Annotated in this window: 21 protein-coding genes and 1 pseudogene; 18 read left to right on the forward strand and 4 right to left on the reverse strand. The window is 45.9% G+C overall.

Translation table 11 applies throughout. The annotated features are described in order from the left end of the window. Window positions 1-4 precede the first annotated feature (4 nt). Entirely contained in the window at window positions 5-1,381 is a 1,377-nt protein-coding gene (mgtE, locus tag B9J84_RS03780; protein ID WP_088731551.1) for a magnesium transporter, read from the forward strand. Window positions 1,382-1,495: 114 nt separating this feature from the next. Here the strand turns inward: mgtE and B9J84_RS03785 are convergent, their stop codons facing one another. The 4 genes and pseudogenes from B9J84_RS03785 to B9J84_RS03800 all read right to left on the reverse strand — a co-directional run bounded on the left by B9J84_RS03785 (window position 1,496) and on the right by B9J84_RS03800 (window position 7,950). Next, on the reverse strand, window positions 1,496-3,289 hold the full coding sequence (locus B9J84_RS03785) for a PglL family O-oligosaccharyltransferase (protein WP_094123560.1): 1,794 nt from the start codon (window positions 3,287-3,289) through the stop codon (window positions 1,496-1,498). A gap of 34 nt (window positions 3,290-3,323) precedes the next feature. Beyond that, window positions 3,324-6,147 (reverse strand): annotated as a pseudogene (gene uvrA / locus B9J84_RS03790) (excinuclease ABC subunit UvrA). 168 nt (window positions 6,148-6,315) lie between these two features. Continuing rightward, window positions 6,316-7,185 carry a UTP--glucose-1-phosphate uridylyltransferase GalU gene (gene galU, locus B9J84_RS03795; RefSeq protein WP_013857894.1) on the reverse strand — a complete coding sequence of 290 codons (870 nt, stop codon included), beginning with the start codon at window positions 7,183-7,185 and terminating at the stop codon, window positions 6,316-6,318. A gap of 117 nt (window positions 7,186-7,302) precedes the next feature. Further along, the gene (locus tag B9J84_RS03800) at window positions 7,303-7,950 is read right to left on the reverse strand and encodes a LuxR C-terminal-related transcriptional regulator (RefSeq protein WP_026027842.1); all 648 of its coding nucleotides are present in this window, start codon (window positions 7,948-7,950) and stop codon (window positions 7,303-7,305) included. Between the two features lie 285 nt (window positions 7,951-8,235). Between B9J84_RS03800 and B9J84_RS03805 the strand changes: the two genes are divergently transcribed. The 17 genes from B9J84_RS03805 to B9J84_RS03885 all read left to right on the forward strand — a co-directional run bounded on the left by B9J84_RS03805 (window position 8,236) and on the right by B9J84_RS03885 (window position 23,892). After that, window positions 8,236-8,772, forward strand: coding sequence for a single-stranded DNA-binding protein (locus tag B9J84_RS03805; RefSeq protein WP_064624271.1), 537 nt, complete (start codon window positions 8,236-8,238; stop codon window positions 8,770-8,772). 129 nt (window positions 8,773-8,901) lie between these two features. Then, complete coding sequence (gene csrD, locus B9J84_RS03810; RefSeq protein ID WP_088731573.1) at window positions 8,902-10,890, forward strand: RNase E specificity factor CsrD; 1,989 nt, start codon at window positions 8,902-8,904, stop codon at window positions 10,888-10,890. A gap of 12 nt (window positions 10,891-10,902) precedes the next feature. Then, on the forward strand, window positions 10,903-12,345 hold the full coding sequence (locus B9J84_RS03815; protein WP_094123561.1) for an MSHA biogenesis protein MshI: 1,443 nt from the start codon (window positions 10,903-10,905) through the stop codon (window positions 12,343-12,345). Beyond that, window positions 12,342-12,986, forward strand: coding sequence for a type II secretion system protein GspM (gene gspM / locus B9J84_RS03820; protein WP_017047102.1), 645 nt, complete (start codon window positions 12,342-12,344; stop codon window positions 12,984-12,986). Before B9J84_RS03815 ends, gspM begins: the two co-directional genes overlap by 4 nt. Beyond that, window positions 12,976-13,302 carry an MSHA biogenesis protein MshK gene (locus B9J84_RS03825; protein WP_094123562.1) on the forward strand — a complete coding sequence of 109 codons (327 nt, stop codon included), beginning with the start codon at window positions 12,976-12,978 and terminating at the stop codon, window positions 13,300-13,302. The genes gspM and B9J84_RS03825 overlap by 11 nt, the downstream gene beginning before the upstream one ends. A 14-nt stretch (window positions 13,303-13,316) precedes the next feature. Then, entirely contained in the window at window positions 13,317-14,945 is a 1,629-nt protein-coding gene (mshL, locus tag B9J84_RS03830) for a pilus (MSHA type) biogenesis protein MshL (RefSeq protein ID WP_094123563.1), read from the forward strand. A gap of 5 nt (window positions 14,946-14,950) precedes the next feature. Further along, the gene (locus B9J84_RS03835) at window positions 14,951-15,796 is read left to right on the forward strand and encodes an ExeA family protein (RefSeq protein ID WP_026029164.1); all 846 of its coding nucleotides are present in this window, start codon (window positions 14,951-14,953) and stop codon (window positions 15,794-15,796) included. Further along, window positions 15,793-16,968, forward strand: a complete 1,176-nt coding sequence (locus tag B9J84_RS03840; protein ID WP_094123564.1) for a lipopolysaccharide assembly protein LapB — start codon at window positions 15,793-15,795, stop codon at window positions 16,966-16,968. The genes B9J84_RS03835 and B9J84_RS03840 overlap by 4 nt, the downstream gene beginning before the upstream one ends. Beyond that, entirely contained in the window at window positions 16,958-18,682 is a 1,725-nt protein-coding gene (locus tag B9J84_RS03845) for a GspE/PulE family protein (RefSeq protein ID WP_064624286.1), read from the forward strand. Before B9J84_RS03840 ends, B9J84_RS03845 begins: the two co-directional genes overlap by 11 nt. Window positions 18,683-18,694: 12 nt before the next feature. Continuing rightward, window positions 18,695-19,912, forward strand: coding sequence for a type II secretion system F family protein (locus tag B9J84_RS03850; RefSeq protein ID WP_013857883.1), 1,218 nt, complete (start codon window positions 18,695-18,697; stop codon window positions 19,910-19,912). A 10-nt stretch (window positions 19,913-19,922) separates the two neighbouring features. Continuing rightward, window positions 19,923-20,384, forward strand: coding sequence for an MSHA biogenesis protein MshF (locus B9J84_RS03855; protein WP_094123565.1), 462 nt, complete (start codon window positions 19,923-19,925; stop codon window positions 20,382-20,384). Between the two features lie 95 nt (window positions 20,385-20,479). Further along, window positions 20,480-21,055: a prepilin-type N-terminal cleavage/methylation domain-containing protein gene (locus B9J84_RS03860; protein WP_013857881.1), complete on the forward strand. Its 576-nt coding sequence runs from the start codon at window positions 20,480-20,482 to the stop codon at window positions 21,053-21,055. Window positions 21,056-21,092: 37 nt separating this feature from the next. Next, the gene (locus tag B9J84_RS03865) at window positions 21,093-21,554 is read left to right on the forward strand and encodes a type II secretion system protein (protein ID WP_094123566.1); all 462 of its coding nucleotides are present in this window, start codon (window positions 21,093-21,095) and stop codon (window positions 21,552-21,554) included. A gap of 123 nt (window positions 21,555-21,677) precedes the next feature. After that, entirely contained in the window at window positions 21,678-22,175 is a 498-nt protein-coding gene (locus B9J84_RS03870) for a prepilin-type N-terminal cleavage/methylation domain-containing protein (protein ID WP_094123567.1), read from the forward strand. After that, complete coding sequence (locus tag B9J84_RS03875; protein ID WP_170901011.1) at window positions 22,165-22,722, forward strand: prepilin-type N-terminal cleavage/methylation domain-containing protein; 558 nt, start codon at window positions 22,165-22,167, stop codon at window positions 22,720-22,722. The genes B9J84_RS03870 and B9J84_RS03875 overlap by 11 nt, the downstream gene beginning before the upstream one ends. Next, complete coding sequence (locus tag B9J84_RS03880) at window positions 22,722-23,492, forward strand: PilW family protein (protein ID WP_094123569.1); 771 nt, start codon at window positions 22,722-22,724, stop codon at window positions 23,490-23,492. Before B9J84_RS03875 ends, B9J84_RS03880 begins: the two co-directional genes overlap by 1 nt. Then, window positions 23,467-23,892: an MSHA biogenesis protein MshP gene (locus B9J84_RS03885; protein ID WP_179217513.1), complete on the forward strand. Its 426-nt coding sequence runs from the start codon at window positions 23,467-23,469 to the stop codon at window positions 23,890-23,892. The genes B9J84_RS03880 and B9J84_RS03885 overlap by 26 nt, the downstream gene beginning before the upstream one ends. Window positions 23,893-24,027 lie beyond the last annotated feature (135 nt).

Here is a 24,027-nt window from a genome sequence, read left to right on the forward strand (position 1 = left end):
AGATATGATAATGAAATTACAAAAAATAGCGTTAGAACTCGCTGCGATTAATTTTAATCGTGACCCATTAAACTTAAATCAATTAATGGAACAGTATCCCATCGCTGATATTGCTCAAGTCTTCGCTGAGCAGCTGGCTAATCAGACCCTGAGCGAAGAGGATGTCTTTGAGCTGGTGCAATTGATGCCAATCGCTCGTCAAGCGGCGCTATTGGGGTATTTTTCTGAGCCTATCAGAGAAAAAGTGGTGGAGAGAATGCCGCTCGAAGCGCTTGCGAAAGTGCTTCAAGTTATGCCCCATGATGAAAGGGCTGACTTATATGCTCACTTGGATGAGACGCGCCAACCGCCGCTACTTGCTCTACTGGATCAACAAGAGCGGCAAGATGTACAACAACTTGCAGCCTACCCTCAAGGCTCGGTCGGCTCTATCATGACGACAGATTATGCGACGTTAAACGCCGATGATGATGTGCAGCAGGCGATTGCGCGTTTACGTGAAATGGCCAACGAGAGGGAAACCATCTATCAAGCGTATGTGATTGATAAACAGAATCGCTTACTTGGTACACTTTCGCTTAAGGATTTAGTGCTGGCGCAACCGACCTCGCTTGTCTCTGACATCATGACCAAAGAGACAGTGTTTGTGCGAGCCGATGAAGATCAAGAGTGTGCAGCGCAAGCCATCAGTAAATACGATTTACTTGCGGTGCCTGTTTTTGATGAGCAATTTCGTTTGGTCGGTATAGTGACTTATGACGATGCGATGGACGTGGCCGAGCAGCAAGCGGATATGGATTTTCATAAAGTCGCTGCGGTTGGTTTTACCGGTAACCTTAAAGAAGCCAGCGTATGGCTAATGTACAAGAAACGTGTGTTTTGGCTGGTGTTGTTAGTCTTTGGTAATCTTTTTTCTGGTGCTGGTATTGCGTACTTTGAGGAGACGATTCAAACCTATGTCGCCTTGGTCTTCTTCTTACCACTATTGATTGATAGCGGCGGTAATGCAGGATCCCAGTCAGCTACGTTGATGGTTCGAGCCTTAGCCACTGGTGAAGTGGTGATGAAAGATTGGCTATCCATGTTGGTGCGAGAGTTAGGGATTGCGGCGTTATTAGGGGCAACAATGGCCATTGCTGTTTCTTTATTGGGTTTTTGGCGAGGCGGCAGTGATATCGCTTTTGTCGTTGCGGTAACGATGCAAATTGTGGTGATTATTGGTTGTATTGTTGGAATGCTCCTTCCGTTCATTCTGAATAAGTTTAAGCTCGATCCTGCGTCAGCCAGTGCTCCGTTGATCACGACCATTGCGGATTCTATCGGGGTGATCATCTATTTCAGCGTTGCTACCATGGTGTTGGATTTTCCACCAGTGACGTAAGCCATTCATCTGGCAGTGAGATCTACTGGTTGGAGTGTGAAATAAGCTCAACGGTTAAAAGCTTTCTCTATTTTTGGGAAAGCTTTTTTTATGAATAAGGCTCATATACTCAATTTAATTGGCAGACGAACGATCAGCCGAACTGGCTGGCGGACTATACTGCACCTCACTGAAATCCATATTGGGGAACAAAAATGCGGCTTCGGAGCGAATTTGCTCGGCGCGGCTTTCGTCACCAATACCTTGGTAAGCCAAGATCAGATTATTGTAAAAAGCAGGACGCGGTTTATGTTTTATGATGGCCAATGACCAGTCGATGTATGGCGTAATCAATTTAGGATCTTGATTATACAGACCAATGTTGAGGTAAGTGCTGTAGACATCCCAATCAAAACGATCTTTCCAAACCACAGGGTTCGTCACCTTTTGTAGGATATCCGGGTTCTTGGGTTGAGATTTCTCAAATTGGGTAAGCACGTAATTACTGTGCAGTGCGCTGAGCATATAAAAGCCAGTCAAAATCGGCACTACTAAACTCAATACTCGAAACAGGGATTTACTGATAAGGCCAAAAGGGGCCGAACGGTATTTAGCCACGCGTTGATCAACCCAAAAAAGCAGAATAATGAAGGTTATCCAATGAATGGCAGAATGGTAAAATGGGTATTCGAGTTGGTTGTGCAACACGATAGGGATGAAAAGGGCGAACATCGCAAGCCTGGTCCCTTTCTTGGCCGAATACATCCGCATGAGCACGAAAAGCATGGCCAGTGTGATCCCTAGCACAGGTAACAAACCGCCTTCCACCGCCCAGAATAGTAATTCATTATGAGGATGATCCATCGACGCCAACCCCGGTTGGTAGCTAGGGTTTAATTGGTGTTGCCTTGCGGTATAAAGCAAATATTCAGATTCAAACTTGCCATAGCCATAACCCGTGAAGGGTTTTTCTATGACCATATCGATGGTTTGAGAAAAGGTATAACGGCGAGGGCTCTCTAAATCAGCCTTATTCTCTAGAAAATCGCCCGTGCCTTGGGAATAGACAGCGACAAACCCTAAAGCAATACCCAATAGCGTCGCAGCGCTCCATCCCCAAAATCGTTTAGGCGTCGAAAATTTAAATAGGTAAGGCAGAACAAAAAGCGTGCCGAGTACCACGCCAATCCAGCCAGTGCGCGAGGCTAATATCACCAGCAACGGTGCAGTGAGCAGTGGAGTGACATAAAGTAGGCTCACTTCGCTAACATGCTGATTGTACTTTTTCGGTTGACGAGCCAGTAAATAGCCGGACATAACCAGCCCTGTCGCGAGAAAGCTCGCCATCACATTCGGTTGCTGAAAAATGCCGTAAGGGCGGTTGATGAGGGTGTTGTAGCCAAAAATATTATCGGGTGAAAGCAAAAAGTATTGGTACAGACCAAATAGAGTTTCAATCAATACCGCGAGTACGATAAACCAGAGTAATCGCTGCTTATGTTTGTTACTAAAACGAAATTGTTGCAGCAATACAAAAAAAAGCAGCCCAGTCCATAGTCCTAACATTCGACTCAACGACGACTCAATTTGAGCATTCGTATAAAACAGCGGAATCGTCATGATGGTACAACTGATGAAAAGACCGATGGTCAGTTTGGAATAGCGTAACCTACGGTTAGATGCGAGTTGATACAGACCTAATGAGAGCGTAAAACTAAGGGCAAGCCAAGTGGTTGGATTAAAAGATAAAGCTAGACCTGAGCCACCAGGGTTGGGCATAAAAAAATGCATTGCCAGTAAATAGAGAATGCCAATCGAAAGCAAAAAGGGTTTGTTTAAGGGGATGGCGGGTGTTTGTGCTTCAAGTTGTGTACCGCTTAGATGCAATGTTGCCATAGGTCTCGCGTTCCAATTAAAAGAAACCAGCAACCACTTGCTGGTTTCTTTACTTTACCGTTTTTTTCTATTTCAACATAGGCTTAAGAAAGCGTGCTGTGTGTGAACCTTCGATCTGCGCCACATCTTCGGGCGTTCCTTGAGCAATAATTTCGCCGCCGCCTTGTCCACCTTCTGGCCCTAAGTCGATCACCCAGTCTGCTGTTTTAATCACATCTAAGTTGTGTTCAATCACCACCACGGTATTGCCGTGGTCGCGTAGGCGATGCAGTACGGTCAAGAGCTGTTGGATATCATGGAAGTGTAAGCCTGTCGTTGGCTCATCCAAAATGTACAAGGTTTTTCCTGTATCGCGCTTTGATAGTTCACGAGCCAGTTTGACGCGTTGAGCTTCGCCCCCTGACAATGTCGTCGCCGCTTGTCCGAGGCGTATGTAGGATAAACCCACGTCAATCAAAGTTTTGAGTTTGCGAGCGATCATCGGTACGGGTTCAAAAAAAGCGTAAGCATCTTCGACGGTCATCTCCAACACTTCATCAATCGCTTTGCCTTTGTAGCGGACTTCCAATGTTTCACGATTATAGCGTTTGCCCTTACACACATCGCATGGCACGTAAACATCGGGTAAAAAGTGCATTTCAACCTTAATCACACCATCACCTTGGCATGCTTCGCAGCGTCCACCGCGAACGTTAAAGCTAAAACGACCCGGTTTATAGCCTCGAGAGCGAGACTCTTGAGTGCCCGAGAATAGCTCGCGGATCGGCGTGAAAATGCCTGTATAGGTGGCCGGGTTTGAGCGGGGAGTTCGGCCTATCGGGCTTTGGTCAATGTCGATGACCTTATCAAAATGCTCTAACCCTTTGATTTTTTTGATATGGAGCAGGCGTTGCTGTGGTGGCTCCATTTAAGGCCGTATGAGCAATTTTAAAAAAGGTATCATTAATTAAGGTTGATTTACCGGAGCCTGAAACTCCGGTTACGCAGCTAAATAAACCAACAGGAATTGATAAATCAACCGTCTTGAGGTTGTTACCCGACGCGCCGATAAGCTCCACCGTTTTCTTGGGATCTCTCGGGGTACGCACGGTAGGAATCGCAATTTTTTTCGCGCCGCTCAGGTACTGTCCCGTGAGCGAATTAGGGTTGGAAATAATGTCATTCACATTCCCTTCTGCGACGACTTGCCCACCATGCACACCAGCGCCAGGGCCAATATCAATTACATGATCGGCCATACGAATTGCGTCTTCGTCATGCTCTACAACCAATACCGTGTTGCCTAGATCGCGCAAATGCGTGAGCGTTTTTAATAGCCGTTCGTTATCACGCTGGTGGAGCCCAATCGATGGCTCATCTAAGACGTACATTACCCCAACGAGTCCAGCGCCAATTTGGCTCGCTAAGCGAATCCGTTGTGCTTCGCCTCCTGACAGGGTTTCAGCACTCCGAGAAAGGTTGAGATAATTCAACCCAACGTTGACGAGGAAATGCAAACGGTCATTGATCTCTTTCATTACTTTTTCAGCAATTTGTGCTCGTTGGCCTTCTAAATCAAGAGATTGGAAAAATTGCAAGGCATCGGCAATGCTCAGTTCCACCACTTCCGGGAGTGCGGTGTCATTGATAAATACGTTGCGAGCTTCGATGCGTAAACGGGTGCCATTACAACTGGTACAAGGTTTGGTCGAGATGTATTTCACCAAATCTTCACGGACAGAGTTAGATTCTGTATCGCGATAACGCCGTTCAAGTGTATTGAGAATGCCTTCAAACGGATGGCGTTTAACCCGAATATCACCACGATCATTAATGTAGTTAAACTCAATCTCAGTTTTCCCCGAGCCTTTCAAGATGATTTCCTGAACCTTTTTAGGCAGTTTGTTAAATGGGGTGTGTAAATCAAAATCATAATGCGCAGCGAGTGACGTGAGCATCTGGAAGTAGTAGTAATTTTTCTGATCCCAGCCACGAATCGCTCCTTGCGCGAGGCTGAGTTGGCTATCTTGGATAACGCGTTCAGGGTCAAAATATTGTTGTACGCCTAAACCATCACAGGTGTGGCATGCGCCCGCTGGGTTATTAAATGAGAACAGCCGAGGCTCTAACTCCTGCATACTGTAGCCACAGTGTGGACAAGCAAAATTGGCTGAGAATACAATCTGTTCGCCTTCACCATCCATATCAGTAACCACAGCAATACCGCCTGACAACTCGAGCGCTGTCTCAAAGGATTCGGCTAGGCGCTGCTGTAGGTCAGGACGAACTTTAAAGCGATCAACCACCACTTCAATGGTGTGCTTTTTGTGCAGTTCAAGGGTTGGTGGATCAGTCAGATCGCACGTTTCACCATCAATTCGGGCACGGATAAAACCTTGCGCGGCCAAGTTTTCCAGTGTTTTAACGTGTTCACCTTTGCGCTCTTTCACAATCGGAGCTAGCAGCATCAGCTTTGAACCTTCAGCTAACTCCAATACCTTATCAACCATTTGGCTGATGGTTTGAGCGCGAAGTGGAACTTTGTGCTCAGGGCAGCGCGGCTCACCGACTCGCGCATAAAGCAGACGCAAGTAGTCATAAACTTCGGTAATGGTGCCAACCGTAGAACGAGGGTTATGCGAGGTTGATTTTTGTTCAATAGAGATAGCCGGTGAAAGACCTTCAATATGGTCAACATCCGGTTTTTCCATCAAAGATAAAAATTGGCGTGCATAGGCAGACAGCGATTCAACATAGCGGCGTTGGCCCTCTGCGTAGAGTGTATCAAAGGCGAGAGACGACTTCCCCGAGCCTGATAGCCCTGTAATCACCGTTAATTTATCGCGTGGAATGGTCAGGTTGATATTTTTCAGGTTGTGGGTTCGAGCGCCCCTAACTTCAATTTTGTCCATCATCTAGGCTCTATGTAACACAAGTTAAGCAAGTATTGCATAGTGTGAGTTTTGTGCAAATAGGTACTGGATAAAAAAACAGTAAATAAAAACCACGGGACTTGCCGTGGTTTTTATTGGGGAGGCGCTAGGTTACTAACGCATTAGGTGACTAACGCATTCGGTTACTTAAGCTTTATGAGTCGAATGTTTATCCAACGCGACTTTTTGTTCGTTCTTTTTGTACATGTTTTCAAAGCAGTAGTTAGTGGCTTCGATATAGCCTTCTACGCTACCACAGTCAAAGCGTTGGCCTTTGAATTTATACGCCAATACACAGCCTGATTGCGCTTGTTTGAGTAGCGCGTCGGTAATTTGAATTTCGCCACCTTTGCCCGGCTCGGTTTGCTCAATCAGATCAAAAATATCTGGGGTTAAAATGTAGCGACCAATGATGGCTAAATTGCTTGGTGCGGTGCCTGGTTCTGGTTTTTCAACCATGTCATCCACTCGGAACAGATCGTCTTTGATCATTTCACCGGAAATAACACCGTATTTATGTGTTTCATTTTCAGGCACTTCTTGAACGGCAACAATTGAGCAGCGGAACTGTTTATACAGAGCGACCATTTGTGCCAAAACCCCTTTTTCTTGATTGACACATAAGTCATCGGCCAGCACCACCGCAAAAGGTTCATCGCCGACTAACTCTCGACCCGTTAAAATCGCATGGCCTAAACCTTTCATTTCACGTTGACGAATGTAGGTGAAGTTGGCGGTATCAATGATTTCACGAATATCAACCAGTAGCTCTTCTTTGTTGGTGCCACTAATTTGATGCTCTAGCTCATAGTTTTTATCGAAGTGATCCATGATCGAGTGTTTTCCACGCCCAGTCACAATACACATCCCGGTCATTCCAGCTTGAATCGCCTCTTCAACACCATATTCGATCAAGGGTTTATTGACGACTGGCATCATCTCTTTAGGCATTGATTTGGTCGCTGGAAGAAAACGTGTACCGTAGCCAGCGGCTGGGAATAGGCATTTTTTGATCATGCTATAACCTTATTTTTATTTGAATTGTTAATTGATGGCGCAACCTTATCATGCTTTATGAAACGCTATCACCACTAAAGCGGTGAACTCAGTTAAATTCTGCGTGAAAGCACATAATTAAGACAGAATATTTTGATTGGCCCACGCAATCGCTTGGACCCTATTTTTGACCGATAGCTTTTTGAATATTTGGTAGAGATGTGATTTGACCGTGAATTCACTGATGAATAAATCTTCCGACATTTGGTTATTCGATGCGCCAGTTTGTAAGCAGCGGAGGATCTGTATTTCGCGGGCGGTTAAGTCTGTAATCACTTGAGCAGTATGGGATTCAAACGCGTAGCGATAGTAGTGCAGTAACTGGCTTACAGCGTGTCTGGGTAGCCAATTTTGTCCGTTAATGATTTCACCAAGCCCAAATGCAATTTTATCTAGGGTGTCATTTTTATAAAACAGCCCCTTTAAATGCCCAAAGGTTAATAAGTCATTCGTGGTTAATCTTTGCAACACATTGATAAGGATCGTTTCATGATGCTGACTGCTTAATGGGCAGTTTCCCAAGCGTTGCTGCAGTAGCGCATAATCGGCATGGTCAATCATCAATATTTTGTGTTTATCTGGACAATACGTTTGGCGCAGGATTTCAGGCTCAATTTTCGGAATGGGCAGTCCAAGCCGATCGGTTAAATGGTCAATATAAGGGTGTTCTTGTTCTTTATCTAAGCAAAGAAAGTAAATGGTGCGGGTATAGTTTGCTTTTCTCATGGTCACTTCCTGTTGACGAGAATGTTAGACAACTGTCTAGAAAATGACGGAAATTAGGTTATAAAGCCAACGAGATAAATAAAATTGCGCTTAGTTTCATATAGTAAGGTAACTGAGTGTTTTGTCATCCTTAAATTAGAGGTGGCGGTTCTAAAAAATAGGAAATTGAGCAAGATTGTGAGATGAATTTTGACAACTATTTCTGTGAAGATTTGTGCCTCGCATAAAGCGTGGTATCCTAGTCAGCTATTTAAAGAACACTCATGATGGAAGACGGAGCAAAACATGGCAAGCCGTGGAGTAAATAAAGTTATTTTAGTGGGTAACCTAGGTAACGACCCAGAAATTCGTTATATGCCTGGTGGCGCTGCTGTGGCAAATATCACCATTGCAACGTCAGATTCATGGCGTGATAAAGCAACTGGCGAGCAACGCGAAAAAACCGAATGGCACCGTGTTGCGCTGTTTGGCAAATTAGCCGAAGTTGCTGGTGAATACTTACGTAAAGGTTCACAAGTGTACATTGAAGGTCAGCTACAAACTCGTAAGTGGCAAGATCAAAGCGGACAAGATCGTTACACCACCGAAGTTGTCGTACAAGGTTTCAATGGTGTGATGCAAATGTTGGGTGGCCGTGCTCAAGGTGGTGCTCCAGCACAAGGTGGAATGCCACAACAACAGCAACAAGGTGGCGGATGGGGGCAACCTCAGCAGCCAGCGATGCAAAAGCAACCACAGCAACAGCAGCAGTCAGCTCCTCAACAGGCTCAACCTCAGTATAATGAACCACCAATGGATTTTGATGACGACATCCCATTCTAAACGTTCGAATGTCGAAAAAAGCCGCGAAAACCGCGGCTTTTTTATATAGTTATCACTATTAGCATTTTCTTATTTGTCAGCACAGCTTAGTGATCGACAAAGTTTACGTTGAAAAGGAATTCAGCATTCATGCGGTATACACCAACACTGAAACTGAGTACTCGGTTAGTAGCTTTTGTTACGCTCATCGTAACCAGTGCAATGTTCATTTTGTTTATTGGTGGAACTTTGTCTTTTCAACGGCTTGGACAAGAATATCTCAATCACTACCTAGCAGGAATTGTGGAGGTAGTCGATAAAGAAATAGAAGATCCTGATGCCGCTTATTCATTGCAACGTTGGATGCCCAAAATGTTGCAAGCCAGTAGCATTGTTGAAATGCAGCTCTCTTCACCAGCTGGCGTTATTTACCGTTTTAAAGATACCTCGTCCAAAGTCGACCCTGCCCGTTTGTACCATATTGATATTATCCTTGAACGTAATCCAGGCTACAGCATCAGCTTTAAAGCCGTTCCGCCCTATCTCAGTTATAGCTACTCATTGGGTGCCATGTGGTCTATTACGTTGGCAGTTGGTCTCATCGTGTTTTGTTTGATTCGTGGGGTAAAGTGGCTTAAAGAGCAATTGCTTGGATCTGAATTGTTGGAGGAGCGAGGGCGAATGATTCTCGCCGGTCGAGTGGAGCAGTACGCCAAAGGTGATCACCGCGAGTGGCCTTATACGGCGAGTGAGGCGCTTGATGTCCTGATTGATGAGCTGCAAGATGCTCGTCAAGAGCGTAGCCGCTTTGATACTTTTATCCGGACCCAAACCTTCTTAGATAAGTTGACGGGTACGGCCAACCGTGTCCTTTTTGATAGCAAATTGGAATCAGCCTTGTTAGAGAATGGCGCGCGTGGTGGCGTTTTGTTAGTGCGTATCGATGATTGGGATTCTCTGTGCGAAGAAAATGATAAAAAAGCAGCGGATGATCTCGTTGTGGAAGTCGGGGAGAACATCTCCAACGTCATACAGCGTTACCCGGATGTTATTTTATCTCGCTATTACGATACCGATTTTGCCATTTTTGTGCCGCACCAAGGGGTAAAAGAGGTCGCTTCTATTGCTACACAATGTTTGAAGCTTTTAGCGCGCATATCGCCTCCTGAGCCGCTCGATAAAGAAAACTGGTGCCATATAGGTATCAGTATGTACAGCGAAGGCGAGCGGCGTGGTCGAGTGTTGGATGAGGCAGAAACGGCCTTAAAAAGTGCTCAGTTACAGCGAGTGAATACGTGGAGCCGCTTTAAAAAGAGTACTTTTTTCCAAGAGGAACGCGGCAGTGTGCGTTGGCGAACTTTGTTTGATCAGGTGCTGACGCCTGAGAAAATAATTTTATTCCGTCAACCTTGCTATTTGCTTGAAAAGACGAATGATTTAGTATGGCTGCACGATGAGTTGTTTGCGCGTATTGATGATCCAGAACAAGGTGTTATAAAAGCCTCTCGCTTCCATTCAGCCTTAGAAACGGTTGGTTATGAAATGGTAATGGATCGAGCCGTATTGCTTAAAGTCGTTCGTTTGCTTAAAAGCTCTGAAGTTAAGGTCAATGTGTCAGTGAACTTGCATGTGATTCCATTCGCCGATAAGCAGTATTTTAAGTGGTTCCGGCATGAATTGTTGCAACTTACCTCGAGTAGCCGATCGCAGCTCTCCTTTGAGTTTCCTGAAGGCCGATTAGTGCAACATCTCGATTATATGCGCCCCGTTATTAAGATGATCTCCGGCCTCGGTGCTAAGGTAATCGTAGGGCAGGCGGGCAGAACCATTGTCAGCACTCACTACATAAAAGATCTTAAGATTGATTTCCTTAAGTTACACCGCAGTTTGATGAAGAAAATAGACCAACGGCATGAAAATCAGCTGTTTGTTCGTAGCATGATCGGTGCTTGTGGCGGTACTCAGACTCAAGTTATTGCGGTCGGTGTCGAAACAGAGCAAGAGTGGCAAACGCTAAAAAACCTAGGCATTCATGGTGGGCAAGGCCGACTGTTTGAAGAAGAACAGCCTTTGTTACCTGAGAAAATAATTAGCCCTAGCGTGACCTTAGGGCGAAGAAATCGTTGGCGTAAAAAATAAAAGCGAACCTATATGAATCTTCAGTCACTGATTGATAAATTAAAACCATCTAAAGCGACGTTGCGGCAATTGTTCGTTGTCGTAAGACCTGATGCTCTCTATTTCTCGGCTTTGGATGATGCGACTTTGCCGACAGAGATCCCGCTTGATGGTGCAACGTGGCAACATGTACTCTTTCACGCACTCAAACCGCTCAACATCAAGGGTACGGTAATTAACCTTGTCCTCCACGCTCATTTTTATCAAACTTATCAAATAGAAAAACCGCAGTTACCCAAAGAAGAGTGGTCAGTCGCCCTGCCATTTTTATTGAAAGATCTGGTGACAGAGAAAGTCACTGACATCATCGCTGATGCTTTTCCGTTACTCGCAGATAATAAAATTCAAGCCTACGTGGTCTCAAAACGCACGGTATTGGAAGTGGCGTCGCAACTGAGTGCGATGGGTTTAGCGTTAGGCAAAGTCATTCCCGAAGATGAAGTGTGGGCGAGAAGTGCCGGTGATCTTGAGCATTTTTTGCTGTTACAGCGCAGTAAAAACAGCAGTTTTAAGTTTGACGCATTTGTGGATCGAAAATGCTGTTTTCAACGAACGATGAGAGGTGTTGTCTCTCCCATTACTGGTGTTGCCAGCTCGGTTTTACAGCTCGATGGTTTAGCGTTAGAACTGCAACGTTCGATTGATTACCTTTCCTCGCAGCTTAAAGGTGCCTCATTACATCAGCTAAAAGTGCTGTGTGATGAAGAAGCGCAGCAAGAGTTGGTCGATGCATTAAATGAACGCCTAAATGTCAAAGTTTCCCTGCTTGATGAGCGGTTACCGAGTTCGGCTCATCTGCTGGTGGAGCAAGTGACTCGCATTGACGATTCAATGCTCAACTTATACCCGGCGCATCTTAAGCCGAAGAAAGAGTATTTTTCACTCTCCATGGTCTGCGCGATTTGGGGCATTGTCGCTTTAGTGATGCTATTGGCCTATGCCAGTTATCAATGGCAAAATAGTCAATTGAAACAGCAGCTACAAGCCAAACAAGCGCAAAATAAAGTCCTTGCTGCTGAATTAGAAACGACCAAACAGAAAGTTGACAAGCATAAGCCATCGGTTGAAAAAATGGCGGCGATTGAGCGTTTGAAGCAGCAAATTAAGGGCAAACAAGCCACATTGGATTCGATTAATGAGTTTGATCAATCACAACAGGTCGGTTACTCAGGAGTCATGCGTTCGCTAGCCACACTCAGCCGTGATGATATTTCATTAACGACCATTACCATTCAACATGAGCAGCTCGATTTGCAAGGCTTAGCCAGAGAGGCGAAAGATATTCCAAACTGGTTAAGTCAGTTTAAAAGCGAACTGAACCTAGTGGGACGTAGTTTTGAAAAGTTAAAAATTGCGCGCAATGAGCAAGGCATTCTCATCTTTGAGCTTAAAACTAAAGCGGAGGATAGCCAATGAATTGGCAGAGCATCAGCAACAAATTCTTAGCCATCAGTTCGCGTGAAAAAATGTTGATCGCCCTGTGTGGCTTAGTGGTGATTACACTGCTCTTGTTTAGCTTGTTACTCGAACCTGCGATGAAATCGGTGGCGGCTAATCGGTTACAGCTTCAGTCTGTTGAGCAGATGAACCAGCGAATGCAAGGTGAAATTCTGTTATTGACTGCTAAGCTTAATAAAGATCCGAATCAAGAGATCAATCTAGAATTCAAACAGTTAATGGCGCAGAGCCAAACTCTCTCGCTTGAGCTGGCAGCATTGGTTGATTCACTGATTACACCCGCGAAGATGGCGCAATTGCTTGAAAGTGTTTTGGCAACCAGCCCAGAGTTGACTTTGGTCTCCATGGAGTCATTAGCAGCAGAGCCGATTGCAAATAACAACCAATCATCTGAATATTCAGGCTATTATGTTCATCCTGTGAGATTGGAGTTCACCGGTAATTACTTCGCGATATTGAATTATTTGACCAATTTAGAAAGTTTACCGATGAAGTATTATTGGCGTCATTTCCAATACAAGGTAGAAAATTACCCCCAAGCCAGAGTCATTATGGAAGTGTACACATTAGGCATTAGACAGGAGTTTATTGGTGGTTAGATCTGTTTTTTCACTGCTGTTGATGTGTGTTGTATGCAGTAGTTGGGCAGCGCAAGATCCTACCGCGCCATTAGGTTGGGCGATTGAGAGCGCATCACCTGTCAATAAGATAGAGAGCTACCCGCTACCTAGGTTGCAAAGTATTGTATGCCAACAAACCATACCTTGTGTGGCAGTGCTTAACGATCAAGTGGTTGGCATCGGAGAGTCGCTATTTGGCTACACAGTAGAAGCCATTGAACCACAGCAAGTGACCCTTTCTCGCAGAGGAAAGTCGTGGTATTTAGGCCTCTTTTCTCTGGACATCAAGCAGTAAGGTATAGAAATCGTATGCGTAAAATCGTATTAGGCGTAGTCATCGTATCCTTAATGGGCTGTTCTATGGGGCATCGCGATCCAGTTGAGATGAAACAGTCTTTGAATCAGGCGATTAATGAAGCCAACAGCCGAAATCTAGCCGTTCTACCGGCCTCCGTAGAAGCTGACTTGATGCCTGACATTGAGGGAATCACAGCGCGCAGTCAAGAAACGGTTAAACGCTTTCGTATCCAAGCTGATAATGTGGATGCAAGGGTATTTTTTGCCAGTTTAGTGAAAGGAACTGAGTTTAGTGCCGCCATCCACCCTGAAGTTACTGGAAGTGTAACGGTAAATCTAACCGACGTGACTTTGGATAATGTATTGGCCGTCGTTCGTGACATGTATGGCTATGAAATTATCAAAAAGGGTAAAGTGATTCAGGTTTATCCGTCAGGCCTGCGTACTGTGACTATCCCGGTCGATTATCTACAACTTAAACGTACGGGCCGTTCTTTAACTTCCATCACCACCGGGACGATCACTAATACGGATACCGGTTCTAGTTCTTCGAGTAGTTCTAGCTCAAATTCCAGTTCTAATTCCAATTCGAGTAACTCATCTAGTAATTCGAAAGGTGGAACGGAAATTGAAACCACCAGTGAAAGCGATTTCTGGCCGCAACTTGAAAAAGCCGTTGCACAGCTGATTGGCTCGGGCAAAGGTCAAGGCGTTGTTGTCACGCCACAAGCGAGCGTAATCACTGTTCGAGCCTACCCAGATGAAATACGTGAAGTGCGAGAGTTTCTAGGCATTTCTCAGCAACGTCTACAGCGACAAGTGATCCTTGAAGCGAAAATTTTAGAAGTCACCTTGAGCGATGGTTACCAGCAAGGGATCAATTGGTCAAATATGTCCTTTGGCAATGGTGATGTTGTGATTAATAAGGTCGGTAGTGCGGCTTCGTTACTGCCGGGGATGGATGCGATTGGCACTCTGCTGCAAGGCCAAACCAATGTCACCATTTCAGATGGCAGCTTTAAAGCAGTGCTTAACTTCATGGGAACTCAAGGGGATTTGAATGTCCTGTCCAGCCCTAGAGTTACCGCGGCTAACAACCAAAAAGCGGTGATCAAAGTCGGCACTGATGAATATTATGTCACCGATGTGACAGGTGTAGTCGGAAATGGCGAGAACTCCAATGTCGCACCAGATGTTCAACTCACGCCATTTTTCTCGGGTATCTCTCTTGATGTGACGCCACAAATTGATGATCAAGGTAATGTGCTCTTGCACGTTCACCCTGCTGTGATTGAAGTGGCAGAGCAGAACAAACAGATTGATTACGGGAATACTAAGATCATTTTACCATTAGCGCGTAGTACGATCCGCGAATCAGACTCGGTGATCCGCGCGCAAGATGGTGACGTGGTGGTGATTGGTGGATTAATGAAATCCAACACCTCCAATCAAGTATCTAAAGTCCCTTTTTTGGGGGATTTACCCGGTTTAGGGTATCTGTTTCGTAACACCTCTGAGCTGACTGAAAAAACCGAATTGGTGATTTTGCTGAAACCAACGGTTGTGGGTGTTAATACGTGGCAAAAAGAGCTCGAACGCTCGCGTGAACTACTACAGGAGTGGTTCCCAGACGAAGAATAAACATCATGTATCTTGAGCACTTTGGTTTTGAGCAACTGCCTTTTCATCTCACGCCTAATACATCACTGTTTTTAGGCTTAGCACCACATTACGAGGCGATTCAGACAGTGAGTGCCGCCATTGATTTAGGCGAAGGAGTGATCAAGATAACCGGAGAAGTCGGAACCGGAAAAACCATGGTGTGTCGTATGTTGATCAATCATTTACATGATCATATTGCACTGATTTACTTACCCAACCCAGCGCTTAATGGTCGAGAACTTCGCCAAGCTGTCGCCAGCGAGCTAGGCCTTAGTAAGCAAGATGATGCGGATATTGTTGATCGTATTCAGCAACAATTGATTGTGCTAAAGCAGCAGGGGAAACGAGTAGTCGCCATTGTTGATGAAGCACAAGCGTTACCAGACGATGCATTAGAAGTGCTGCGTTTATTTGGCAATTTAGAAACAGAATACACAAAGTTGTTGCAACTGGTGTTGATCGGCCAACCAGAGCTTGATGAGCGTTTAGCGCAGCACCATCTGCGCCAATTTCGCCAACGAATTACTTTTAGCGCTTATCTGCGGCCGCTCTCTTTAGATGAAACAGTCGCTTATATCGAGAGCCGCTTGAGCAAAGCCGGAGGTGATGCGCAACTGTTTAATCTTGAACAGAAAAAAGCGTTGTGGCGAGCCAGTTATGGTACCCCTCGTTTGATTAACCAAGTGTGTCACAAAGCTCTGTTGCTGGCTTTTACGCAAAACGACAGCACGATTCGCAATCAGCACCTATTTACAGCGATTCACGATACGTTTGATACCTGTAAGCCTAAGTTTAAACGCCCTTTTATGTGGGGATGGAGTCAATCATGAGTGCGATGAACGATGCACTATCAAAACTGGCACAAGCGCAACGCCAATCGGTGGTGAACTTGCAACCAGCGCAAGTTGCGAAAGTAAAACGCAGCCGCGCTTGGTTGTGGATGGTAGCCGGGTTTGCAGCCAGCTTAGCGGTCGGTGGATGGGCGGTGTCACAGCAGCAAGCTATGGTTGACCAAGCTACGGTTAACCAAGCTGCGGTTGACCAAACTATGGTCAGCCAAACAGTAGCCAATCAAACAGTGGTCAGCCAAACAGTAGTCAGTCAAACACTGGCCAATCAAGCGATAGTGAATGAACCTGAGAGCCTGTTGTTAGAGGTTGATGAGCGAAGCTCTTCGCCTGCGCTTGTTTCTCCGACCACTAAAATTGTCTCAGTTCATCGTCCCGTTTACCAAACTGCCGTTGTTGCAGTAGACAAAAAAACGTCAAATTCAGCAACGCCCACAGTGACGGTTAAACAGGATTCGGCCTTAGCCAATCAACAGCCGTTGTATTCTAACCTTGCGGTCGCGCTCGGTGCTGAAAGTGGCCAAGAAATCTCAAGTGTTTTGATTGAACAAGTGGATTTGACGCCAGAGCAACTGGCGGTAAAAGCAATGAGCCGCGCTGATAAAGCCGTGGACAGTAATGATCTCAAAGAGGCACTGGATGCGTACAGTGAAGTGCTACGCTTTACCCCAGAAAATGAACTCGCCCGTCAAAAATTATCCGCGCTCTATTACGGCAAAGGTGATGCGCGCAAAGCTTTTGAAATTTTACAAAGCGGTATAAAACTCAATCATAACGGAGAAAGTTTGCGGATCGCGTTAGCCAAATTGCTGATTAAAGAGAAGCAGAGTGAAGCGGCGTTAACCCCTCTAGTTCATTTACCTGACAATGCTTCGATCGATTATCTCTCGCTAAGGGCAGCCTTGGCACAAAAAGCCAAGCAAGATTCACTCGCATTAGAAAGCTATCAACGCTTAGTCAAGCTTGATGCTGAGAACGCACGCTGGTGGTTAGGGCTTGCGATAGCACAAGAGCGTACGATGGATTTTCAGGCGGCCAAATATACCTACCAACAAGCGCTTGCGAAAGTTGGCCTCTCGAGTCAGTCGCAACTGTTTATTCGTGATCGCCTAGTCGTACTAAGCAGTTTAGAGGAGAGTGCGAGTGCAAATTAAGCTACGAAAACGCTTAGGTGATCTGCTGGTTGAAGAAGGGATCATCACTGAAAATCAAGTGGAACAAGCGCTCGCTGCGCAAAAGCGCAGTGGACGTAAACTGGGTGACACGCTGATCGAACTCGGCTTTTTGTCAGAGCAGCAGATGCTTAGCTTCTTATCGCAGCAACTTTCGCTGCCACTGATCGATCTCAGCCGAGCCAATGTCGATATTGATGCAGTGCAGATCCTCCCGGAGGTACATGCACGCCGTTTACGCGCCTTAATCATTGGCAAAAATGGCGACACGCTGCGCATCGCAATGAGTGATCCGGCGGATCTGTTTGCTCAAGAATCTCTGCTTACTCAATTACCCCAATACAGTTTTGAATTTGTTATTGCTCCAGAAAAACAATTGGTTGAAGGGTTTGATCGTTACTATCGCCGCACCAAAGAAATTGCGTCCTTTGCCGAGCAGCTACAACTGGAACACCAAGGCAATACCGCCTTTGATTTCGATATCGGTGATGATGATAGCGATGAAGTGACCGTTGTTAAGCTCATCAACTCTCTATTTGAAGATGCGATTCAGGTCGGGGCGTCTGATATTCATATCGAACCTGATGCTAACGTATTGCGTTTACGCCAGCGGATTGATGGGGTATTACACGAAACCCTACTCAATGAAACCAACATCGCTTCGGCTTTAGTGCTGCGTTTAAAATTGATGGCCAATCTTGATATCTCAGAAAAACGCCTCCCACAAGATGGCCGTTTTAATATCCGAGCCAAAGGCCAATCGGTCGATATTCGTATGTCGACCATGCCAGTACAATACGGTGAGTCGGTGGTGATGCGTTTACTCAACCAATCATCCGGAGTTCGTAAACTGGAAGAGTCAGGTATTCCTGACGATATTTTACAGCGTTTACGTCATCAACTTAAACGTCCACACGGCATGATCTTAGTGACCGGCCCAACCGGCTCAGGGAAAACGACGACGCTATACGGCGCGTTATCAGAGCTTAATGTTCCTGGCAAAAAAATCATTACTGCCGAGGATCCGGTTGAATACCGATTGCCACGTATCAGCCAAGTGCAAATCAACCCTAAAATTGACCTTGATTTCTCAACGGTGCTGAGAACCTTTTTGCGTCAAGACCCGGACATTATTCTAGTCGGGGAGATGCGCGATCAAGAAACGGTTGAAATTGGTTTGCGCGCGGCCTTAACCGGCCACTTAGTGTTGAGCACCTTACACACCAATGATGCTGTTGATAGCGCCTTGCGCATGATGGACATGGGCGCGCCGGGTTATTTAGTGGCCAGCGCCGTGCGGGCTGTGGTTGCCCAACGTTTAGTGCGTAAAGTGTGCCCCGATTGTAAAGCGGTGGATGAGGTTGATGAAGCGCGCAAACAGTGGCTGACGGTGCGTTTCCCAAATCAAGTTGAAGCGGCTTTTACACGTGGGCGTGGGTGCCAGAACTGCAATTTGACGGGGTACCGTGGGCGAATTGGGGTTTTTGAAATGCTAGAACTTGAACACGAGATGATGGATGCGCTGCGCGCCAACGATGCAGTTAGTTTTGCGCAAGCCGCTCGTCAGTCGAAGCAATACAAACCGCTGCTAGCTTCGGCGATGGAGTTGGCGCTACAAGGGGTTGTCAGTTTAGATGAAGTGATGAGCTTAGGTGAAGGTGATTCATCCGGCATCATTCAAGCCATCTATCTATAGTTAAGGTTACTCATGCCAACGTATCGTTATCAGGGTCGAAATTTAGATGGTAGCAAAACCTCGGGGCATGTTGACGCGCCGACAGAAGAGCTCGCGGCGGAAGCGCTATTTAACAAAGGCGTCATTCCGACCTTAATTTCGTCAGACCAAGGGGCTGATTTTTCGATTGATTGGAAATCGCTGTTTACCCCAAGTGTGCCACTTGAGGTGTTGGTGATCTTCTGTCGTCAGCTTTACAGCTTGACCAAGGCGGGTGTGCCGCTGCTGCGCTCGATGAAAGGACTTATCCAAAATTGTGCCAATAAACAGCTTAAAGAAGCATTGGAAGCGGTTAGTAATGAGCTAACTAACGGGCGCAGTTTATCGAGCTCAATGCAGATGTACCCGAAAGTCTTTAGCCCGTTGTTTGTGTCGATGATCCACGTCGGTGAGAACACAGGGCGGCTTGATGAAGCCTTGTTGCAATTGTCTCATTACTACGAGCAAGAAGTCGAAACTCGTAAACGGATTAAAACGGCGATGCGTTATCCGAGTTTTGTCATCAGCTTTATTTTGGTCGCGATGTTCATTCTCAACGTTAAAGTGATCCCACAATTTACTAGCATGTTTAGCCGTTTCGGGGTTGATTTACCGCTGCCAACTCGCATTTTAATTGGTATGTCAGATTTCTTTGTCAACTACTGGCCGATGATGATAGGCGTATTGCTTGGGTGTTTATTTGCTTTCAGAGCTTGGTTGAGCACAGCCGCAGGGCGTCAAAAGTGGGATAAGTTTCGCTTAAGAATGCCAATTGTCGGCGGCATAGTGAACCGAGCGCAATTGGCGCGTTTTTCTCGAACTTTTGCCTTGATGTTGAAAGCGGGGGTGCCGTTAAACCAATCGATAGCATTATCTGCCGAAGCGTTGGATAACAAATTTCTAGAATCTCGCCTGTTAGAAATGAAAGCTGCCATTGAAGCGGGAACAAGCGTATCCACCACCGCGGTAAACGCCAATATTTTTACGCCATTAGTTATTCAGATGATTTCGGTGGGTGAAGAGACAGGGCGCATTGATGAGTTGCTACTTGAAGTCGCGGACTTCTACGATAGAGAGGTGGATTACGATCTCAAAACCCTCACCGCGCGCATAGAGCCGATTTTATTGGTGATTGTCGCCGCTATGGTGCTGGTGCTGGCACTTGGCATCTTTTTGCCAATGTGGGGAATGCTCGACGCGATCAAAGGATAAAGGTTGTCAGATGAAAACGGCGATAGAGCGTTCTCAGTTCGTAATTTGGGGGTTGATTGTCTTTGTTCTTTTGATGGCTTTGCTATCAGCATGGAAGTCGATAGAAAAAGAAGCCAATCAAACCGCATTAGCGATGGCGAGCAGTAAAATCGTAGAAAGTGCTAATTTTTATAAGCAAGATTGGTTATTAAAGGGGCGGCCCTCAACTTTAATCGCGAATGGTCGATTACTCAATATGAGTACAACGGGCTGGGTATTACCATTGGCTGAGAATGAATCAAGTATAGATTGTCGTTATTGGTTAAGCCTGCTATACCCAGATGAACAACTGCTTGAAAGCAAAGTGATTTCAATTGAATCGGCACATCAAGCAAATCAGTATCAATGTCGCTATGTTTACAGTCAAAAACAGGTGATAACCATTGAACTTTTAAGGGATAAGTTTACAGTAAGCGTCGATTTTTCAGCATGAGTTTTCGACGTAAGCAGTGAAATGGGCACTCGCCCCGTAGCGATGCGAGAACAAGTGCGTATAATACACGGTAATAACAAAGAGATAGGTAGAGCATGGATAACAAACAAACGGGCTTTTCCTTAGTTGAATTAGTCGTAGTGATTGTGGTTGTCGGCTTATTGGCCGTTGCAGCGCTACCCCGCTTTTTAGATGTCACCGATGAAGCGAAAAAAGCCAGCATCGAAGGGGTTGCCGGTGGTTTTGCTACTGGTGTTCTATCGGCGCGTGCTCAGTGGGAAGCTCAGGCAAGAACCTCTGTGACTTTGGGCTCGGAAAAACAAAACACCGTCAACTATGATGGTGTCAATTTCTGGCTGACTCGCTCTACAGATAGCAGCGGGGCCGCAACAGGTTTTAGGGACGGTTATCCGTTGGCGCTCAATACCGATAATACCAGTTATCCAGCGGCGATTACGGATCAGTCATGTATTGATTTAATGGATAATTTGCTGCAAAACCCACCAAAAGTTGACACAGTCGCTAATGCAGCCAATAACGCTAATGTAAAATATTCAGCACAAGCCGATGACGGTCAAGCCACTTGTACTTATGTGCAAAAAGAGGGCGGAACCGCGCACCAGTTTGTGTATGAGATAAAAACTGGTCGTGTGACCGTCACTTTGCAGTAAGTCTGCGCATTGATTAAAACATAGAGAGAAAGTAACTATGAAAAGACAAAACGGTTTCACCCTAATCGAACTTGTGGTTGTGATTGTCATTCTTGGCATTCTCGCCGTCACCGCTGCGCCACGTTTTTTGAATTTTCAGGGAGATGCTCGTAAAGCGTCCTTGCAAGGATTGAAAGGCGCTATTGATGGTGCGAGCGGAATTGTATATGGTAAGGCGGCTTTGGCTGGCTTAGAAACTTCAGCTAGTACTAACTTAACAGATGGCAATATAGCGATTGTTTATGGCTATCCAGCAGCAACTCCTGAAGGGATTGGTAGAGCCGTTATTGGCCTTGATTCAGACTGGGAGGCTCAGTCGCCAGCTGTCTCTACTTCATCAATACGTTATTCATTCAAAGGTAACACTAACTGGGGTGAAACTAGCGCTGCCTGTAATGTAATTTACACAGAAGCGACTTCATCAGCGGCTCCGAGTACCCAAGTATTCTCTGGTTGCTAAGTAATAGAGAATATGCGGTTTATGAGTAGATAAGACAGGTGACCGTTTAAGTCACTTGTCTTTATTAGTGTTATTTATAATGGAATTTCGTTTTCCGTAAGATTCCAACTCCGTGAGGCAGCGATGCGCCAATCCATTGGTCGAACATTGGGCTTTACCTTAATCGAGCTGATCGTCATTATTCTCTTGCTCGGTATTCTATCTGCTTATGCCGCCAGTCGTTATTCTGGAACGTCTGGCTTTTCAAGCGTGACCACACAAAGCGAAGTGTTGGCCTCACTGCGTTTGACCCAAAACCGCGCCATGCAGCGCACCGACCTCTGTAATCGCTGGTTGGTCAGCAATAATCAAGCGCAGCAAGTATCTCCTTCCGTTTCTGCTGGTGCTTGCACCACTTCACTACCAAGTACGCTTGCAGACAGCAGTTTTGTCGATGCTGCGGCGAACGATATCACCCTGACGTTAACCAATAATGATGGTAGCCATTTTTTAGATTTTGATAGTTTAGGTCGCGCCGCGCAGTGCTTAACGGCAAACTGCACCGTTACCTTAAATAATCTGCAATCGGGTGAATCTCGCCAAGTGTGCATCAATAGCGAGGGGTACATTTATGCGTGTTAACGCGCCGCGCGGGTTTACTCTCATTGAGATGATCATCGTTATCACGGTAACGGCAATAGCCATGACAGGCATCACGGCCGCGCTTTATCCTCGCTCGCAACAAAGCGCTGAACAGGTGCTAGCAGTAAAAGCCGCCGAGTTAGGCCGCGCGGTTATGGATGAAGTAATGGGCCGAGCCTTTGACCAAAACTCCGGCCCTAATGGTGGAGTGCCTGAGTGTGTATTAGTGACAGCATCAGGACGAACAATGTGTACGTCCATTGCGCAACTTGGTCCCGAATCTAGTGAAACCAATAATACTTTGTACAACGATGTGGATGATTTCCATGGCCTAACGGGATCGGTTAAAGATGTATTAGGCATTGATATCAGTGCTGATTACCAACGTTATAACGTTGAGATTCAAATATTTTATGAACAGGACAGTGGCGGGCAACTAAGCGGAGTGAACGCTAACCAACTGACTCACTATAAACGGGTATCTGTGGTGATCATTGACCCGAAGGGCAACCGCTACCCGTTTGCGGCGATTAAGGGCAATTTCTGATGCGTGGTTTTACCCTGATTGAAATGGTGATTGCGATTATTCTGTTGTCGGTAGTCGGGCTATTTTTAGGCTCTGTGATCCGCCAAAGTATGGGTATTTATGTTGATACCACCGCCCGCGAAGCTTTGATCCAACAAGGGCGCTTTGTTATTGAGCGGCTGAGCCGAGAACTGCGTGAAGCGGTACCAAACAGCGTGATGGTAGAAAATGGTTGCATTGAGTTTTTACCGATCACTGACAGCGCGATCTACAGCGAGCTGCCAACCGTGCAATCGCCTTCGGCTGCGGTACGGTTGTTACCGATCGACAAAAAGGTACTCAATGGCGATCGTCTGGTCGTGTTTCCAACCAACGCCGCTTCGCTACGCCAAACGCCAAGTGCAAGCGGACAAATAGCGCAAGTAAACGCAGATGTGGATTTTACATCACCCAACAACACAAGCATGGTCGATGTAGCCTTGACACAACCGACTGGTTTTGTAATTCAATCGCCAGCTAAGCGAGTCTATTTTTATCGCACGCCAGTGGCTTTTTGTTATCAGAACAGTCGTATTTATCGTTACGCGGATTACACGCTTAATCGCAGTGCGCTCAGCCCTGAGCAGCTTGGCACTCCAGTATTGATGGCTGAAAACATTAGCCAAGCTAATTTTCACGTCACACAGCCAGAGCTACAACGCAACGGCTTAGTGAAAATTGAACTGACATTTTCCGACCGCGGCGAGGAGGTAAAGTTTGACCATGATGCGCTTATCTACAACACGCCGTAAACAGCAAGGCAGCGGCTTAGTCTTGGTCATCTTTATCATTGTGGTGGTCGGCTTTGTTGCATCGGTCGCTAACCGTAATCAACAGCGCAATAGCCAGCAATTGGTTTCGATGGTGTTAGGGACAAGGGCCGAAATGGCGGCGCGATCGGCGATCAACGTTGAACTGAGTCGTTTTTATCAAACGCCACCTAGCGGGAGTTGCCATACTAATTCTGTACAATCACTCACGTTTGAAGGTGAAGGATTAGCGCAATGTAGCGCACAGGTTAAATGTAATTTGGTGGGTACAATGGATGATGGCCGTACTGTTCATCAACTCACGTCAACCGGGCGCTGTCAGTCTGGCGATTGGATGTTGCAGCGAGTTATTGAAGTGGGGGTGAAAAGTGATTCACTATAAATGGCTGATTAGCTTACTGCTCATGAGCGGTGGGGTTTGTGCCCAACAATATAATTTATCCAATAATCAATATCCTCCTTGTAATACCTCGTGGCAAAAATCTGGCAACAGTTATACCTGTAGCGGTAATGGTCA

It is taken from the genome of Vibrio sp. V03_P4A6T147 (genome assembly GCF_002241085.1).
Taxonomy (GTDB): domain Bacteria; phylum Pseudomonadota; class Gammaproteobacteria; order Enterobacterales; family Vibrionaceae; genus Vibrio; species Vibrio anguillarum.